The organism is Bacillus siamensis, assembly GCF_051628075.1.
Lineage (GTDB): Bacteria > Bacillota > Bacilli > Bacillales > Bacillaceae > Bacillus > Bacillus siamensis.
The window spans coordinates 2,958,670-2,974,748 of sequence record NZ_CP155579.1; the positions used below are offsets into that span (position 1 = coordinate 2,958,670).

Genomic DNA, 16,079 nt, shown 5'->3' on the forward strand with positions numbered 1-16,079 from the left:
ACAAAAACATAGAGAGGAATACATTATGCCATAGCAGGGTAAAAAAAAGTGCGATATAATTTGTACTGGGTCCTATGACCGTGAATTGATTTTTCACTCTTACATAAAGCAGTTGCTTGATGAAAAACAAGCAAAGGAGGTCTTCTGTTGCAGCTGTTACATTTCGCGATTTTGGCGCCTTTTTTATTTGCATTTATCGTTCCCTTTCTTTATAAACGGGTAAAACAAGTCCATACAGGCTGGTTTGTGCTGATGTTGCCCGTTGTGCTGTTTGTTTACTTTATCAGCAAGCTCCCGCTGACAATGGCGGGAGAAACCGTCCGGTATGCGGCCGAATGGATTCCTTCCCTCGGCATTAACTATACCGTTTATATTGACGGACTCGGGCTGTTATTCGCTTTATTGATTACGGGCATCGGCTCTTTGGTGACACTTTACAGTATTTTTTACTTATCGAAGGACAAAGAAAAGCTCGGCCCCTTTTACGTGTACCTGCTGATGTTTATGGGCGCGATGCTAGGCGTTGTGCTCGTCGATAACGTCATTGTGCTTTATATGTTCTGGGAGCTGACAAGCCTGTCATCCTTCTTATTAATCGGGTATTGGCATAAGCGGGAGAAATCACGCTACGGTGCGGAAAAATCACTGCTGATTACCGTCGGCGGCGGACTGTGCATGCTCGGCGGCTTTATCCTGCTGTATCTGATGACGGACTCATTCAGTATCAGGGAAATGGTCAACCAGGTGCATATTATCGCCGGCCATCCGTTCTTTATTCCGGCAATGATTCTCCTGTTATTGGGGGCCTTTACGAAATCAGCGCAGTTTCCGTTTTACATCTGGCTTCCTGATGCCATGGAAGCCCCGACTCCTGTCAGCGCCTATCTGCACTCGGCAACAATGGTGAAAGCGGGCATTTATCTGATTGCCAGATTCAGTCCGGTTTTTGCATTTTCACCCGTCTGGTTTTGGACGGTTGCCTCAGTCGGTCTGATCACGATGGTATGGGCTTCCTTCAACGCGATTAAACAAACCGATTTAAAAGCGATTCTGGCTTTTTCCACAGTCAGCCAGCTCGGTATGATTGTATCGATGCTTGGCGCAGGAGCCGCCGCGCTTCATTATCAGCATTCGGAGTATTTCACGGCGGCTGTGACCGCGGCTGTGTTTCACTTAATTAACCATGCTACTTTTAAAGGAAGTTTATTTATGGCGGTCGGCATTATCGACCATGAAACGGGAACGAGGGATATCCGCAGGCTCGGCGGACTGATGGCGCTCATGCCGGTAACGTTTACCGTTTCATTGATCGGAACGTTTTCCATGGCCGGCCTCCCTCCTTTTAACGGCTTCTTAAGTAAAGAAATGTTCTTTACAAGTATGCTGCGGATTGCTCATGCAGATATTTTCAGCCTGGATACGTGGGGCGTGCTGTTCCCCGTTCTGGCCTGGATCGGCAGCGTCTTCACGTTTATCTACAGCATGAAGCTGTTTTTCAGAACGTTCAGAGGCGCGCGCAAAACGGATCAGCTTGAAAAGACGCCGCATGAAGCTCCGCTCGGCATGCTGATTTCGCCGGTGATTCTTGCCGCTTGCGCCGTCAGTCTGTTTTTCGCACCGAATGTTTTGTCCTACAGCCTGATTGAACCGGCGATGAATTCCATTTATCCGGCTCTGTTAACCGGCGGAGATACATTCCATGTCCACATTTCCCAGTGGCACGGTGTGACGGCTGAAGTGCTGATGACCGTCGGCATTATCATTGTCGGCACGATCGGTTATGTGTCTCTGTCTAAATGGGAGCGGCTGTACGGTCTGTTTCCGAAAAAACTGACGCTGAATCGGCTTTACAATGCAGTGACGGGCAGTATGGAAAAAAAATCTTACCAGCTGACGTCATCTTATATGACCGGATTTTTGCGGGATTATCTGCTGTATATTTTTGCGGCGTTTATCATTCTCATCGGAGCGGCGTTCGTGATGAAAGGCGGCTTTTCCATCACAACAAAAGGAATGGCTGAGATCGGTCTGTATGAAATCGTGCTGTCGCTCGTTATGGTGAGCGCAACGATTGCGACTGTATTCGCCAAATCGCGGCTGACGGCCATTATCTCACTCGGAGTTGTCGGGTATACGCTCGCTCTGTTTTTTGTGATTTTCAGAGCGCCCGATCTGGCGCTTACGCAGCTTGTCATTGAGACGATATCCGTCGCCTTGTTTCTTCTTTGTTTTTATCATCTGCCGAAAATGCGGCGGAAAAAGAAGACCAGAACATTCCGGCTGACGAATTTTATCATTTCTCTCGGTGTCGGCGTCATCGTGACAATGCTCGGAATCGCATCTTCCAGCGAAAAAACAAAAGACAGTATCGCCTCTTTTTTCACGGCTTACAGCCATAAGCTTGGCGGAGGCAATAATATCGTCAACGTCATCCTCGTTGATTTCAGGGGATTTGACACGATGTTTGAAATCACGGTGCTGTCGATTGCTGCACTCGGCATTTACGGCATGATCAGAACGAAAGTAAAAGAGGAGGGAGAAGAGCGTTGAGACAGCAAAAAACAAACGACATCATCCTTCAGACGGCAACGAAACTTGTATCTTTTATCATTCTGCTTTTCTCTTTCTATTTATTTTTATCGGGGCATAACGCTCCCGGCGGAGGATTTGTCGGCGGGCTGATTACATCTTCGGCCATTGTGCTTTTGCTTTTGGCCTTTGATTTAAAAACCGTCAAGTCGATTTTGCCCGTCAATTTTATTTATGTAGCGGGCGCGGGTCTGCTTATCGCGATTGCAACGGGTGCAGGTTCGTTCTTATTCGGAGCGCCCTTTCTCACCCATACATTCGGCCATTTTCATCTCCCGGTGCTCGGGAATACGGAGCTTGCGACGGCCACTTTGTTTGATTTAGGTGTGTATCTCGTTGTTGTCGGCGTGACGATGACCATTATTCAAACGATTGGAGAGGAAGAATAGTGGAAATCTTAATGTCTGTCATTGCCGGTATTTTGTTTATGGCGGCAACCTACCTGCTGCTTTCTAAAAGTCTTTTGCGCGTGATTATCGGCACCGCGCTTTTAAGCCACGGCGTCCATTTGCTGCTTCTGACCATGGGCGGACTGAAAAAAGGCGCCCCTCCCATACTGGGCGGAAAAAGCACATCGTTTGTCGATCCGCTGCCGCAGGCACTCATACTGACGGCGATCGTTATTTCGTTCGGCGTCACGTCCTTCCTGCTTGTGATGGCGTTTCGCGCCTATCAGGAACTGAAAACGGACGATATGGATCGAATGAGGGGAAATGATCAACATGAATAACTTTGTGATATTGCCTATTCTGGTGCCGCTGCTTTGCGCAGTGCTGCTGATTTTTATGAACAGGCACGTGATGCTGATGCGGATATTCAGCACTGCCGCTTCCTGTGTCTCCATCGCCATCAGCGCCGTTCTCGTTCAAACGGTTTTTACACACGGAATTCAGACACTGACACTCGGCGGATGGAAAGCGCCGTACGGCATTGTGCTCGCCGCTGACCAGCTCGCCGCACTGCTTGTTTTGACAACCGCCGTCATCGGGCTGCTCGTCATTTTGTACTCCTTCCGCTCTATCGGAGAAAAACGGGAGCGCGCTTTCTATTATTCAGGGGTGCAGTTTCTTCTGGCGGGTGTAAGCGGAGCGTTTTTGACGGGTGACCTGTTCAACATGTACGTCTTTTTTGAGCTTCTGCTTATCGCATCCTACATGCTGATCGTGCTTGGCGGAACGAAAATTCAATTAAGAGAATCATTGAAGTATATCGTGTTTAACATTGTGTCATCCGCGTTTTTTGTCATCGGTGTCGGTTACTTATATGCGGTGACGGGGACGCTGAATATGGCTGATTTAAGCGTGAAAATCAGCCAATCGGGCCAGACCGGGCTGATAAGTGTCATCGGCGTCCTATTTCTTGTCGTTTTCGGTTTAAAGGGCGGGATATTCCCGCTGTATTTCTGGATGCCGGGCTCTTATTACGCCCCGCCGGCTGCGATTTCGGCCTTATTCGGATCTCTTTTGACGAAAGTCGGCCTGTACGCCATTTTGAGAGTATTCACCCTGATTTTCATTCACGATGCAGGCTTTACCCGCCAATTGATGATGTGGCTTGCGATGCTGACGGTATTATTCGGCGTAATCGGGTCTATCGCCTTTTCGGATGTCATGAAAATCGTCATCTATAATATTATTACAGCCGTCGGCGTGATTTTATTCGGCATCGCCATGAACACCCCGGCCTCCATTCAAGGAGCGGTTTATTACTTGATTCACGATATGCTGATTAAAGGAGCGCTGTTTATGCTGGCGGGAACGCTTATCACGCTGACCGGCACGGCCAGTCTGCATAAAATGAGCGGCCTGATCACCCGTTATCCCGTTTTGGGCTGGATGTTCTTTATCTCCGCCATATCTTTGGCCGGCATCCCGCCGTTCAGCGGATTTGTGGGCAAGCTGAAGATTGCTGAAGGCGGTTTTGATCAGGGGGAAACATTGTTTTCCGTATTGATTCTCTTGTCGAGCCTGCTTGTGCTGTATTCCGTGCTGAAGGTTTTTACGACGGCTTTTTGGGGAGAAGAAAAAGAAATCCCGGGCGCGGGCGGACGGTCCGCAAAAGGGCTTCTTTATCCGGCAGCCGCTTTTCTCCTTTTGTCGCTTCTGTTCGGGCTCGGAACCGAATGGGTTTCACCGTATGTCAATCAGACGGCTGAGAATCTGCTGAATCCGGAAAAATACATTGAAGCTGTTTTGAAGGAGTAGATGGCATGGCTTTGCAACTATTATTAAATGTTCTTCTCGCTGTTTGCTGGATGTTTCTCACAAACAGCCTCAGCGCGGCGGGATTTGTTACCGGATTTATCGCGGGCTTGGCGGCGCTGTTTTTTTTCCGGCGCTTCTTCTCGCGGCCGTTTTACATTTGGAAAATATGGTCGGTCATCAGACTGATGCTGATCTTTATAAAAGAATTATATCTGGCCAATGTCAGCGTGCTGAAAACTGTTATTTCGCCGAAGATGAACATCCGCCCGGGCATTTTCGCGTTTAAGACGGAACTGACGGAGGATTGGGAGATCACACTGCTCTCGCTGTTAATCACTCTGACACCGGGTACGCTTGTGATGGATATCTCCGATGACCGGTCGATTCTCTATATACACGCCATGGACATTGAGGATGCGGAGAAAGCGATTCATGACATCCGCGTCTCTTTTGAGAAAGCCATTCAGGAGGTGAGCCGCTGATGTTTACGTTTATTCTGCAATTATCACTCGGCATTATGGCGGTTTCGACGCTTCTGTACGTCATTCGAGTCATGAAAGGGCCTACAATACCGGACCGGGTCGTCGCGCTTGATGGGATCGGCATCAATCTGATTGCCATGACCGCGCTCGTATCCATCCTCTTAAGAACAACGGCCTTTTTGGACATCATTCTGCTGCTCGGCATTTTATCATTTATCGGCACGATTGCCTTCGCTAAGTTTTTGGAGAAAGGAGAGATTATCGAAAATGATCGAAATCGTTAAATGGGCCGTCGCCGTTTGTATTCTGATGGGATCGCTGATCTGCCTGGTCGCGTCTTTCGGCACACTCAGACTTCCTGACATGTATACACGCGCCCACGCCTCTTCAAAAGGCTCGACACTCGGCGTTAATTTGATATTGCTCGGTGTGTTAGGTTACTTGTGGATGGTGACCGGAGAAATTTCCGTAAAAATACTGCTCGGCATCATTTTTATCCTGCTGACGGCGCCGGTCGGGGCGCACCTCATATGCAGAGCCGCGTATAACTCAGGAACGGCGCTTGATAAACGAAGCGTTCAGGATGATTATAAAGGGATCAGAAACTTTGTGATCAAACGAAAAGAAGATTCATATTTGTAAAAACAAACAGCCGGACGATTCAGGGTTCCGGCTGTTTGTTTATTTTGTTATAACAGCCAGCGTGCAGCGGGACACACAGATCAGTCTTTCTCTTTCATCGAAAATGTTAATCCCGTACACAATGGTTGTCCTGCCCGTGTGAACGGGTTCCGCAATCGCCGTGACCGTACCGCCCTCTTTCACGGATTTTAAATGATTGGCATTAATCTCAAGCCCGACACAGGCCTGTTTCGACTGGTCGATAAAATGCTGGGCGCCGATGCTTGCAACAGTCTCCGCCAGCGCTGCGGAGGCGCCTCCGTGCAGATATCCGAAAGGCTGCACCGTCCTCTTATCCACCGGCATAACCGCGACGCATCTCTCCGCCGTGTTTTCAGTGATTTCAATGCCGAGTGCGCCGAGCAATGTATGATTCAGATTCATAGATCATTCTCCTTTCAAAGTTTATAGTACATTATCTGACTTGGCGATCAGCACCGCTTCAGTGCGGGAGCCGACATTCAGCTTATTAAAAATGGATGTCAGGCTGTATTCAATCGACCGCTTGCTTAAGTGAAGCGCATCGGCGATTTCCTGATTGGTCAAACCTTTTTCGACCTCTTGGAGAATATGGCGCTCTCTCGGAGTTAACCGATCCTGCTCACTTTGAGGGGAAGAAGACGTTTTTGTTTTTTGCTGGGTCATCAGCTGTTTGAAATAGGAGAAATCAACTAAAATCTGTCCGTTGAGCACGTGATATATGTATTGCATGATTTTCTCTTTAGATTCGGTTTTGCTGATGGCGCCATGCAGGCCCGCGCGAATGGATTCTTCAAAATAATCTTCAACTTCATAGCCTGTGTAGACAATGATTTTACAGAGAGGATTCTCTTTTAAGATTTTCTTGGAAAGCTCTATGCCGCTGAGGTCATCACCCAGATTTAAATCCATTAATATGAGATCGTAAGCTGAAAAATCATGCCGGAGAACGAACTGTTCACTGGCATCGGGACTGAGGCAATCGACAGAAAGATTCGTGTCCGTTTCCAGAATCGTCTTAGTGCCCTCCATGACAGCCGGATGATCATCAATCACTAGTATCTTTTTCATGGTTTCCTCCCTTTTACTCATTCATTTCCATTTTATTAAAAAGACTTGGCTTCTGCCAAGTCGATTTGGTGATAAATTGGTTACAATTCCATTTCAATATCCGCTTTAAAACCATTTCCTTCACTTGTGTCGATTTTCATCCGGCCGTCAAGCGCCCGGACGCGCTCCTTAATGCCCGAAAGCCCCATGCTCATCGACTGTCCGCCGCCTTCTTCCTGATTGCACCCGACCCCGTCATCTTCATAATGCAGAATCACTTTATTTTGAATGCTGATCAGCATAATCAGCACCTCATTGGCCTGTGAATGCTTCATGGCATTCGAAAGAAATTCCTGAATGATGCGGTACAAATTCAGCTGCGTATCCAAATCCAGCGCCGCCGTAAACCGTCCCGTATTCAGACGGATATGAAACGGCGCACGCTCCTGCTGCTGCGCGGCAAGCTTGGATACCGCCTTGACCAGACCCAAATCATACAGCAGCTGAGGCCGAAGCTCATGGCACGTCTCCCGGGTCATCAAAATGACATCCGACATCTGCTCATTCATCTGATGAAGCTTGTCCTGCACCTCTAACTGGCAAGGCTCTTCTCTTTTAAAATCAGCCAGAAACAGCTCACACTGACGCTTCAAAGAAATCAAATCCTGCAGCACCGAATCATGCAGATCACGGGCCAGATCCGACCGCTGCTTTTCCTCGATCGTAAACATCAGCTTTTTGAGCCAGACCGGGTTTGAGCCTTGTTGTTTTAGGTTTTGAAGGTGATCCATAAGTTCCTCAATTTGCAAAACGTTTTCCATCGATACACTGGTATAAAATGATAACGTCTTCAGCCATGAAGTCTCATCCATTGTAAGTTTCGGCGTATTTATGCTTGATAAACAAAGCAAAACATAAGAACTTGTTCCTCTCTCGCCAATTTTCATGAGGAACCCTTGATTAATCTCAATGATTTTGCCGATTTCCGAATTGACCTTTTCAAATTTGTCTTTATAGGGATACCAATTTGGTTCTGTACTTTGTTTGTCAAAATACACAATTTCTCCGCCAGAACTAATTTCAAATATATAAGCTTTGCTTACTGGCAAAACATCTAAAATCGTCGCTTTAAGATGTGTGAAAACTTGGTTCAAGACTGACACACTTTTAATCAATTGTGTGTATTTAAAAATACTATCTTGATAATTATACTTTTCTGAGAAACGCTTTAAGCGGAACTTATAGTCCAACACTTCTTTAAAATAAAAAACAGACAGCATAATCAGAAAAACAAACAAGGTGATTTGAAAAGTATTAAAATCTCTATTTTTGTTCATAAACACAACAAAAACCCAAACGATTCCAATTGTAGGGATAACCGCTAATAAACAATAATAACGCAGGCGCCCCAGCAAAAAATCAATATTATATATCTTATTAACAACAAACTGATATACCAGCGCTAACGGTATAAGCAAAAGAAAAGGTGCAGTGATTACCGCACTATATACATATTGCCCAAAGATCACAAGAGGAACAATATATAATAAAGTAAAAGGTAAGAATGCAATGGTATTAGATACTAATAATACTTTTAACAAATAAGCAAAATCTTTTTTTCTATGCTTTATTTGATAAAGTATAAGACATACATAAACCACCATCATTTCAAATAAAAAAGTTAAGAGATTAAGGCTTGTAATCACATTATACTTTATATGTTTCTCAAAAAGTTCACATATGATATTCACTAAAGGCAAATTATATAAAATTAAAATATAAATCCCTCGTGAAAATTTCACGTTTAATTCTTTAAAATATTGATACAGGAAATTAAGATACAAAACAGGCACTGCTAAAAATGTATAAAGATTAATGTAACGATTTATAGGGTAACCCCTTGTCACTCCTCCGGCACTTAAATAAGCAATAGATATACATAGCAAAAAACAAATCAGAATATATGCCGATATGCTGTCTTTCTTTAAGTTAACTCTAAAGATGTAAAAAATACATATTAAACTTAGTAAATAAAAAATACTTGGTACAATATATGAAAAGAAACTGTACGGGCTATCTAAATAGATAAATTCAAAGTTATCTAATTTAATTAACTTATCATTACGCTCAACTTTTAATTGTCTAACTTTAGCTAGGTAAGAGCCATAAATATTTTCTTTATTTGGTTTATGTCCATTTATTTCAACAATTTTGTCTCCAATTTCCAACCCCATTAATCTTCCATAGGAGGACCTTGTCATATCAACGACTTTCAGTTCTTGATTAGAAACTTGAACGACATTGGTACCTATAATTATTCCATTTTGAGTATAATATATTACAAAAGTAAAATAGAAAATACTAAACAATAATAAGGCAACCGAAAAAAACTTTAAAAACTTCTTCAAAATACCATGGTTCACTTGTTTTTTAAGTACGCCAAGCAGGATCATCATTCCCTATTTTAAATTTATTGTTAAAGATTTTAATAATATCAGGAATAAGCGAGTCAGGAATACTTATTAAGCTCACTTCTCCCCTTCCTAGCTTTTCCACAACCTCTGGATTTCTCATTAAAAAATTTACGATGTCTTGGTTCATAATGGTGCGCCCTCATTCAATGATTTATAGTTGAAAAATTCAAGTTTAATATTGAGTTTGTTTAATTCAGTCATTATTTTATCCTCGTATACTCTGATCATAACCGAAACATATTGAGTCACTCCGGCCTCCCAAAGTTTTTGTTTAAATGAGTTTATATCAGATAGCAATAATTGATACTCCCTGTTTGAATTCATTATATTGAGGATTGATACTGACATCGGATTAAATTTTCGTTTTAAGTATAATAAAACTAAATTATTTCTTTTTTTGTTAATATCACTGCGTTCACTATTAAACAGCCCGTGATAATCATTCTCTATTTGTTTCACAATCCCCATAAAATAGGAATAATTCTCAACAGTTTTGTTATACTCTCCACACGCAAGCATAGTTCCTAAAACACATGGCATCGCAATAAGTGAACCTGATTTATGTTTTATCATTGCGAGACATTCTTCTTCCGTTTCAGCCGAATTCTTTAGATCATCATGCTGCCCTTGCATAGCCTCTAATGCATAATTTAAAGCCAACCGAGAAAAATCAGAAACTGTACAAAGAGAATTAATGAACTGTATACTAACTGTATAGAGAGTAGTTGAGGCATTTAACGATACTGAGCGATCTATTTTCATCCAAAGAGCACTTCCATTGTCCTCATCTTCATGATCATCTAAAATATCAAATGATAAGATTAACAATTCAATTCCTGCAGCCAACATCTCTATTTCTTTGAGATTTTCTCCTTGAAATGCTATGTAATGCTGATATGCCAGGTTTCCAAAAAGGAAGGATTCTTTGGTTTCAATAAAAGAGCATAGCAGACTGATCAAATCTGAATTGTAAAGATTATCATTTACAATCCCCTTCATCTTCTCTTTAATCGTTTCGGCATCTAAACACATTTGCTCAATAATTGTCTTCACCCTCCCATTCTATTTTACTAAATGCAGGTGATGAAAGACAGCGGGTTTTTGTTTTTTTAACAATCGTATAATACTTTATCCATGAAATGGGTGAAAAATGCATAAAAAAAAGACTTGTTTCCAAGTCTTTTTAAGAAATTTTCATTGCATATGAGAATTTATCGAGCTGATCAATGCTTTTGTTAATGTTTCGTAAAGAGTCGGTTGTTTCTCTGATATCATTTTCAAGTCGGAATAATAATTGCTTTACTTCTTCTAATTTCTTTTCCACCGTTTCCACACTCCTTTTTTTGAAAGATCAATGAATTGTGTATGGTGAACGAGTCCTAGGTATTTGATCTGTTACTAATAGTGTAAACGTTTTTGCGGGATTTTTCACCGAAAAGTATGTGTAAAAGTATCTGCGTGACACCGCAAACCTCGATAATCCTATAGTCCCGAACAGAGCGTTTAGCGAACAGGACTATATAACTACGATAAAGGCAGACGTTTGGGATGAAGCAGATCAATTTTGTGGTTCTGCTGTTTTTTTAACGGTTTTCCGACAAACCGACAAGGACTATAGTCCCCGTCGTTGCAATTTCAAAACAGAATGGGCGAACAGCGTCGCATATCCACCGACAAACACCGAAAAGACCGCAACCCCCGCATTGTGGTCTTTTTGCATGTCATAACTCGTTATCACGCGACCTATACTCATATATAACGAATGTTATTTCAGAAGGAGGCCGCCGCATGCATTATGTGTATCTATGCTGCCCTGTTTTCGCCGCTCCGTACCGCCATCCTGCGCCTAGCCCCCAGGCTTCCGCAAATATTTTGACAGCGTCCGCAAAAGACGCTGCGGGCATGCTGGAGGATGCCCGTCTGCTTCTTGCGCGGCTGTCGGCGTCAAAAGAGCTTGCGCGCCGCATCCTCACCGCAGCGGAATCATCTGACGCCGCAGCGGTCAAGCGGCTCATTAAGCAGACCGGCATCAAAAATGACTTTGACGTGACATTTAATCCCGACGGCATCCGCGTCAGTCTGATCAGGGAGCAAAGCCGGTTCATCATCGCCCTCAGGTGGTCAGCTTAAAGCATCAATCCACGATAAGCTGCCGGCACCATTCGATTGCCTGCAAGTAACATTCATACGCTGCTTCTTTGTCCAGTTCTTTTCCCCATTCGTCACAGTCCCAGTTGTTGCATTCAATGGCTTTGACGAGCCCGAGCATCTTATAATAATCGTTTTCATAACCGAGCAGCGCCTGTCCGACTTCATCAATTAAAGGCAGTTCTTTGACGATATCCTCCAGCTCCCTGTGGAGAAGCGTATCGATAAGTGAAAACATGCCGATCAGCATGTAGGAAGCGGGCTGCAGTCTTCCGGTTCTTTTCGCAAGCAGTTCGCACAGCTTGGCCCTGATTAAGGAAATCTTAATGATTTCTTTTTGGCTTGAGTGGCTTTTCGCCGTTAAATCTCTGAATGAAAGGATGTAAATCAAGCGCTTAATCTCATTCAGCCCAAGCATCATGATGGCCTGCTGTATGCTGTCTATCTTTTTTTTCAGCCTTGTCTGCGATCCGTTTAAAAAACGCAGAATCTGATACGATAATGTAACGTCCCGTTCTATGTATTCCGTCACGCGCTCTATATTGGGCTGGTCTTGGTTTAATTCGTTTAAAAGCTGGTAGTAAGAATGAAAATGAAACGTCAGATCATTCCCGCTGATGACACGCGGTTCACTGAAAAAATATCCTTGAAACAGGTGAAAGCCGTCTATGGCCGCCTGTTTGTAATCTTTTCTTGTCTCCACTTTTTCCGCTAAATAAATCAGGCTTTTGCAGCTGTACGTCTGAATGATTTTTTTGCGTTCCAGACGCGAGGATTGCAAAAAGTCGATTTTTAAAATATCAATATATTTCATCAGCTGTTCCAATAATTCTTCATTTGCCGGATTGATGGCGTAAAAATCATCAAGTGCTAATGTATATCCTAATTTCTTCAGCTGTCTGCATCTTGAGATCAGAGCCGGAGTGATCGGTATGTCCTCAAGAATTTCGATAATGAGCTGGTCAGGATCAAAGGAGGTAGGGAGATCTGAAAACATCAGGCTTTCTGTAAAATTCACAAAGCAGCGTTTTCCCTCAGTCAGCTTTTCGATTCCGATGTTGATAAAGCTGTTAATAATGAGATCAGTCGTAGCTTTATCTCCGTCTGCGGCCGAATAACGGTTCTCTTCGCTCTCCCGGTAAAGAAGTTCATAAGCAACAACCTGTTCATTCCTGTTGAAGATAGGCTGTCTCGCAACAAACACCTTCATTCATTTACCCCCTTAGATGCGGCCTTCGAACATAAGTATATCAAATAATTTGACGAAATTTGTCTAAATGTGAAAAATATTATCGCAAACAAAAAGCCTTTCCAGAGAAAGGAAAGGCTGCTTTGTCTTCTATTCAAGCTCCCGTTTCAGCTTGCTTTTGATCTCATGAATCCGCTGCATCTTGTTGCTCCAGCAGTCTTCGCTTAAATCAACCGGATATTCTTCCGGCTTGCTGATCCGTTTGTATTCCTCCCACAGAAGTTTGAGGTTATCCTGCACGTATTGCTGGATGTCGGTAATTTCGGGATTATCATAGCATAAAACGCCGTTTTCAAAAATCGGCTCATGCAGATCTTTCGCATAGAAATCAGTGACGAATTTGCTGACGAACGTGTGAACGGGATGGAACATTTTTAACCGTTTCTGGTCATTTACCCGCTCGTCATAAAGAGCGATATAATCCCCTTCCGAGTGGTGGTTCAGCTTGTTGATAATCCGGTATACTTTCTTTCTTCCCGGCGTTGTCACTTTTTCAGGGTTTGACGAAATCTTGATGGTGTCGGTCAGTTTGCCGTCCTCTTCAATGGCGACAAGCTTGTAAACCGCGCCGAGGGCCGGCTGATCGTATGCGGTAATCAGCTTTGTGCCGACTCCCCATGTATCGATTTTCGCTCCCTGCGATTTCAGATTTAATATCGTGTGCTCATCAAGGTCGCTTGAAGCAATGACCTTCGCGTCTTTGAAACCCGCTTCATCAAGCATTTCTCGCGCTTTTTTTGACAGGTACGCCAAGTCCCCGCTGTCTAAGCGGATGCCGATGAAGTTGATCCGGTCGCCGAATTCTTTCGCGACTTTAATCGCATTCGGCATGCCTGAACGGATCGTATCGTACGTATCGACGAGGAACACGCAGTCTCTGTGCGTCTCCGCATATTTCTTAAAAGCCGTGTACTCATCGCGGTACGCTTGCACGAGTGCATGAGCGTGCGTGCCGGATACCGGTATATTAAAACGCTTGCCGGCTCTTACATTACTCGTCGCGCTGAAGCCGCCGATCAGAGCCGCTCTCGCTCCCCACATAGCCGCATCCATTTCATGGGCGCGCCGCGTTCCGAATTCAAGGGCGTCTTCATCACCGACTACGCCTTTAATGCGGGCCGCTTTCGTGGCGATTAATGTTTGGTAATTCACAATGTTAAGCAGAGCCGTCTCAATCAGCTGCGCTTCAATGAGGGGCGCTTCGACCCGCATAATCGGTTCGTTGTTAAAGACGAGCTCTCCTTCTTTCATGCTGTAAAGAGATCCGGTAAATGACAGATCCCGCAAATAATCAATGAAATCATCAGCATAGTGCAATTCCGTTTTTAAATAGTTCAGATCGCTGTCAGTAAACTTGAAGTTCTCCAAGTATTCGATTGCTTTTTCTAAGCCCGCAAATACCGCATAGCCGTTTTCAAAAGGAAGCTTTCTGAAAAAAAGCTCAAAAATCGCTTTTTTCTCATGAATGCCGTCTCTCCAGTACGTTTCGGCCATATTAATTTGATAAAGATCTGTATGTAAAGACAAACTGTCGTCTTTAAAACCATGCTCCACCAAAATTGTTTTCCCCTTCCTTACTCTGCCACTTGCGCTCCGATGCTGTTCTTAAAATGGGACAGCGCCCATTCATGCCCTTCCGGATTAAAGCTTGCCACAGCGTTTTGATGAATGACGATCTGAAAGCCCTTGTTGTAGGCGTCAACCGCCGTGTGAAGAACGCAGATGTCGGTGCACAGGCCCGCAAGATGCAGTTCAGTGATCTGCCGTTCCCGCAGTTTCAGCTCTAAATCCGTTCCAGCAAAAGCAGAATATCTCGATTTTTCCATGTAGCTTACGTTTTTTGCGTGTTTATGTTTCTCATAAAGAGGCGAGAGCTTTCCGTACAGCTCTTTGCCCTCCGTGCCGTTGATATTATGCGGAGGAAACAGGCGTGTTTCCGGATGAAAGTCATCGTCTGCATCATGTGAATCTACCGCAAAGACAACGTAATCACCATTTTCTATAAATGCTTGCGTCAAACTGACAATCTTATCCTCAATTTGCCTTGCGGGTTCTCCGCAGGTTAAGGCTCCGTTCTCTGCTGCAAAATCATTCGTATAATCTATGCAAATAAATGCTTTTTTCATAGCCGGCCTCCCCGCCATTCATATGAAAACCATTATATCCTATCTCCACCTGTAAGTGAATTGGCAATATAAAATGACACTTGCTCTACTAAGATTTCAGGAGTGAGCGCTTGAAAATGTCATCCTGAACGTAAATGCCGTCAAGGTTCACGGCATGATCGGCGGCAAATACCAGGCCGAGCGGCGTTTCGTATTGAAGATCCGAGATCACGGAGCTTCGGACCCCTTCCAGTGCGGCAAGCTTCATATAGGGTGAATAAGCATGATACGGGAGCCTTCCGTTTATATAGAGCACCGCGTCTTTTCGTTTTTTCAGCGCCTGTTTCACTTCTTCATACGGCTTCTTTTGCAGCACCTGCCCCTTCGTCAGGGCAATGATGACCCGTTCACGCAGCGAGCCTAAAAATAAATGCCGTTCATCCGGTTTCGTCTGCAGAGGGCCGTACATACCCTGCTGTAAATAAAGGTCAACCGTTTTGTCGCTCATCGGCCTTCCCTCCTCAGCTTGTTTTACAATTATCGCCCCGGACGGGACGCGGTAAACCGTCTTCGTTACATTTCAGCGACCCAATGGGAGATCTTGCCCGCGAGCTCTCCGGCGGGCTCTTCATCCATCAGCTTGCTGAATGATTGTAAAAGCCGCTGCGCCAGCGCCTTTTTCTCTTCCTCATAGGAAATGATCGTGCTCCACTCAAGTTCGGGAACGGCTACGAGGGTATGCTGTTCTTTTTTATTTTCATGCAGATACACGTCGCCGATCATTCCGGACTGAACGGTAATATTCGCTTTTCTGATTTTCATAAAAATTCCCCTTTTATAAAAGACTGATTCTATTATACTACAAAAAAGCGACAGCCTCCTAAAGGAGGCTGTCACGCATTAAACCAATCAGGTTCGTCAAACAGATCAATATCTTCAAAGCGCGTTTTGCTGAATTTATTAGTGACTTTGACAAAATCTCCGGAATGAAACGCCCCTGACCCCGCGCCTGAGTGGTCAACAGCTTTGGGAGAAATGGCGAACACGTCACCGAAGCTCGCCGCAGCGTCTCCGGCTAAGCTCATAATATAAATCGGTCCCACAATTGCAGGCATACC

20 protein-coding genes are annotated in these 16,079 nt (G+C 44.3%); 8 read left to right on the top strand and 12 right to left on the bottom strand.

The annotated features are described in order from the left end of the window. The first annotated feature begins 147 nt into the window (after positions 1-147). Genes ABDB98_RS14560 through mnhG form a run of 7 tightly spaced genes read left to right on the top strand, consistent with a single transcriptional unit; the run spans position 148 to position 5,917 of the window. Positions 148-2,550 carry a Na+/H+ antiporter subunit A gene (locus ABDB98_RS14560; protein WP_438420495.1) on the top strand — a complete coding sequence of 801 codons (2,403 nt, stop codon included), beginning with the start codon at positions 148-150 and terminating at the stop codon, positions 2,548-2,550. Next, on the top strand, positions 2,547-2,978 hold the full coding sequence (locus ABDB98_RS14565) for a Na(+)/H(+) antiporter subunit B (protein ID WP_007613424.1): 432 nt from the start codon (positions 2,547-2,549) through the stop codon (positions 2,976-2,978). Before ABDB98_RS14560 ends, ABDB98_RS14565 begins: the two co-directional genes overlap by 4 nt. Further along, entirely contained in the window at positions 2,978-3,319 is a 342-nt protein-coding gene (locus ABDB98_RS14570; RefSeq protein ID WP_003152063.1) for a Na(+)/H(+) antiporter subunit C, read from the top strand. The genes ABDB98_RS14565 and ABDB98_RS14570 overlap by 1 nt, the downstream gene beginning before the upstream one ends. After that, a complete protein-coding gene (locus ABDB98_RS14575; protein ID WP_438420496.1) occupies positions 3,312-4,793 on the top strand; it encodes a Na+/H+ antiporter subunit D in 1,482 nt (493 codons plus the stop codon). Before ABDB98_RS14570 ends, ABDB98_RS14575 begins: the two co-directional genes overlap by 8 nt. A 5-nt stretch (positions 4,794-4,798) precedes the next feature. Next, positions 4,799-5,275, top strand: coding sequence for a Na+/H+ antiporter subunit E (locus ABDB98_RS14580; RefSeq protein WP_060964425.1), 477 nt, complete (start codon positions 4,799-4,801; stop codon positions 5,273-5,275). Continuing rightward, the gene (locus ABDB98_RS14585; RefSeq protein WP_438420497.1) at positions 5,275-5,559 is read left to right on the top strand and encodes a Na(+)/H(+) antiporter subunit F1; all 285 of its coding nucleotides are present in this window, start codon (positions 5,275-5,277) and stop codon (positions 5,557-5,559) included. Before ABDB98_RS14580 ends, ABDB98_RS14585 begins: the two co-directional genes overlap by 1 nt. Next, entirely contained in the window at positions 5,543-5,917 is a 375-nt protein-coding gene (gene mnhG, locus ABDB98_RS14590; protein ID WP_438420498.1) for a monovalent cation/H(+) antiporter subunit G, read from the top strand. Before ABDB98_RS14585 ends, mnhG begins: the two co-directional genes overlap by 17 nt. 39 nt (positions 5,918-5,956) lie before the next feature. On the opposite strand, the gene ABDB98_RS14595 is transcribed toward mnhG, so the two are convergent. The 6 genes from ABDB98_RS14595 to degQ all read right to left on the bottom strand — a co-directional run bounded on the left by ABDB98_RS14595 (position 5,957) and on the right by degQ (position 10,783). Next, positions 5,957-6,340, bottom strand: a complete 384-nt coding sequence (locus ABDB98_RS14595) for a hotdog fold thioesterase (RefSeq protein ID WP_016938118.1) — start codon at positions 6,338-6,340, stop codon at positions 5,957-5,959. Positions 6,341-6,361: 21 nt separating this feature from the next. Next, positions 6,362-7,006, bottom strand: a complete 645-nt coding sequence (locus tag ABDB98_RS14600; protein WP_016938117.1) for a response regulator transcription factor — start codon at positions 7,004-7,006, stop codon at positions 6,362-6,364. A gap of 80 nt (positions 7,007-7,086) precedes the next feature. After that, positions 7,087-9,438 (bottom strand): sensor histidine kinase, encoded by a 2,352-nt coding sequence (locus tag ABDB98_RS14605; protein ID WP_269449355.1) that lies wholly within the window; start codon positions 9,436-9,438, stop codon positions 7,087-7,089. Beyond that, complete coding sequence (gene comX, locus ABDB98_RS14610) at positions 9,416-9,586, bottom strand: competence pheromone ComX (protein WP_045208751.1); 171 nt, start codon at positions 9,584-9,586, stop codon at positions 9,416-9,418. The genes ABDB98_RS14605 and comX overlap by 23 nt, the downstream gene beginning before the upstream one ends. Beyond that, positions 9,583-10,512, bottom strand: a complete 930-nt coding sequence (locus ABDB98_RS14615) for a polyprenyl synthetase family protein (RefSeq protein ID WP_224223773.1) — start codon at positions 10,510-10,512, stop codon at positions 9,583-9,585. Before ABDB98_RS14615 ends, comX begins: the two co-directional genes overlap by 4 nt. Before the next feature lie 130 nt (positions 10,513-10,642). Then, complete coding sequence (gene degQ / locus ABDB98_RS14620) at positions 10,643-10,783, bottom strand: degradation enzyme regulation protein DegQ (protein WP_013353398.1); 141 nt, start codon at positions 10,781-10,783, stop codon at positions 10,643-10,645. A 464-nt stretch (positions 10,784-11,247) separates the two neighbouring features. Between degQ and ABDB98_RS14625 the strand changes: the two genes are divergently transcribed. Then, on the top strand, positions 11,248-11,589 hold the full coding sequence (locus ABDB98_RS14625; RefSeq protein ID WP_438420499.1) for a hypothetical protein: 342 nt from the start codon (positions 11,248-11,250) through the stop codon (positions 11,587-11,589). A 4-nt stretch (positions 11,590-11,593) separates the two neighbouring features. Here ABDB98_RS14625 and ABDB98_RS14630 read toward each other — a convergent pair whose 3' ends face one another. From ABDB98_RS14630 to ABDB98_RS14655, 6 genes are all read right to left on the bottom strand, one after another. Beyond that, positions 11,594-12,817: an EAL and HDOD domain-containing protein gene (locus tag ABDB98_RS14630; RefSeq protein ID WP_438420500.1), complete on the bottom strand. Its 1,224-nt coding sequence runs from the start codon at positions 12,815-12,817 to the stop codon at positions 11,594-11,596. A 129-nt stretch (positions 12,818-12,946) separates the two neighbouring features. Beyond that, positions 12,947-14,413: a nicotinate phosphoribosyltransferase gene (locus tag ABDB98_RS14635; RefSeq protein ID WP_095241408.1), complete on the bottom strand. Its 1,467-nt coding sequence runs from the start codon at positions 14,411-14,413 to the stop codon at positions 12,947-12,949. A gap of 17 nt (positions 14,414-14,430) precedes the next feature. Continuing rightward, positions 14,431-14,982 carry a cysteine hydrolase family protein gene (locus tag ABDB98_RS14640; protein WP_016938111.1) on the bottom strand — a complete coding sequence of 184 codons (552 nt, stop codon included), beginning with the start codon at positions 14,980-14,982 and terminating at the stop codon, positions 14,431-14,433. Between the two features lie 88 nt (positions 14,983-15,070). After that, the gene (locus ABDB98_RS14645; protein ID WP_438420502.1) at positions 15,071-15,469 is read right to left on the bottom strand and encodes a YueI family protein; all 399 of its coding nucleotides are present in this window, start codon (positions 15,467-15,469) and stop codon (positions 15,071-15,073) included. 65 nt (positions 15,470-15,534) lie between these two features. Next, a complete protein-coding gene (locus tag ABDB98_RS14650; RefSeq protein ID WP_049627269.1) occupies positions 15,535-15,783 on the bottom strand; it encodes a YueH family protein in 249 nt (82 codons plus the stop codon). A gap of 71 nt (positions 15,784-15,854) precedes the next feature. Continuing rightward, a complete protein-coding gene (locus ABDB98_RS14655; protein ID WP_016938109.1) occupies positions 15,855-16,076 on the bottom strand; it encodes a spore germination protein in 222 nt (73 codons plus the stop codon). Positions 16,077-16,079: the final 3 nt, after the last annotated feature.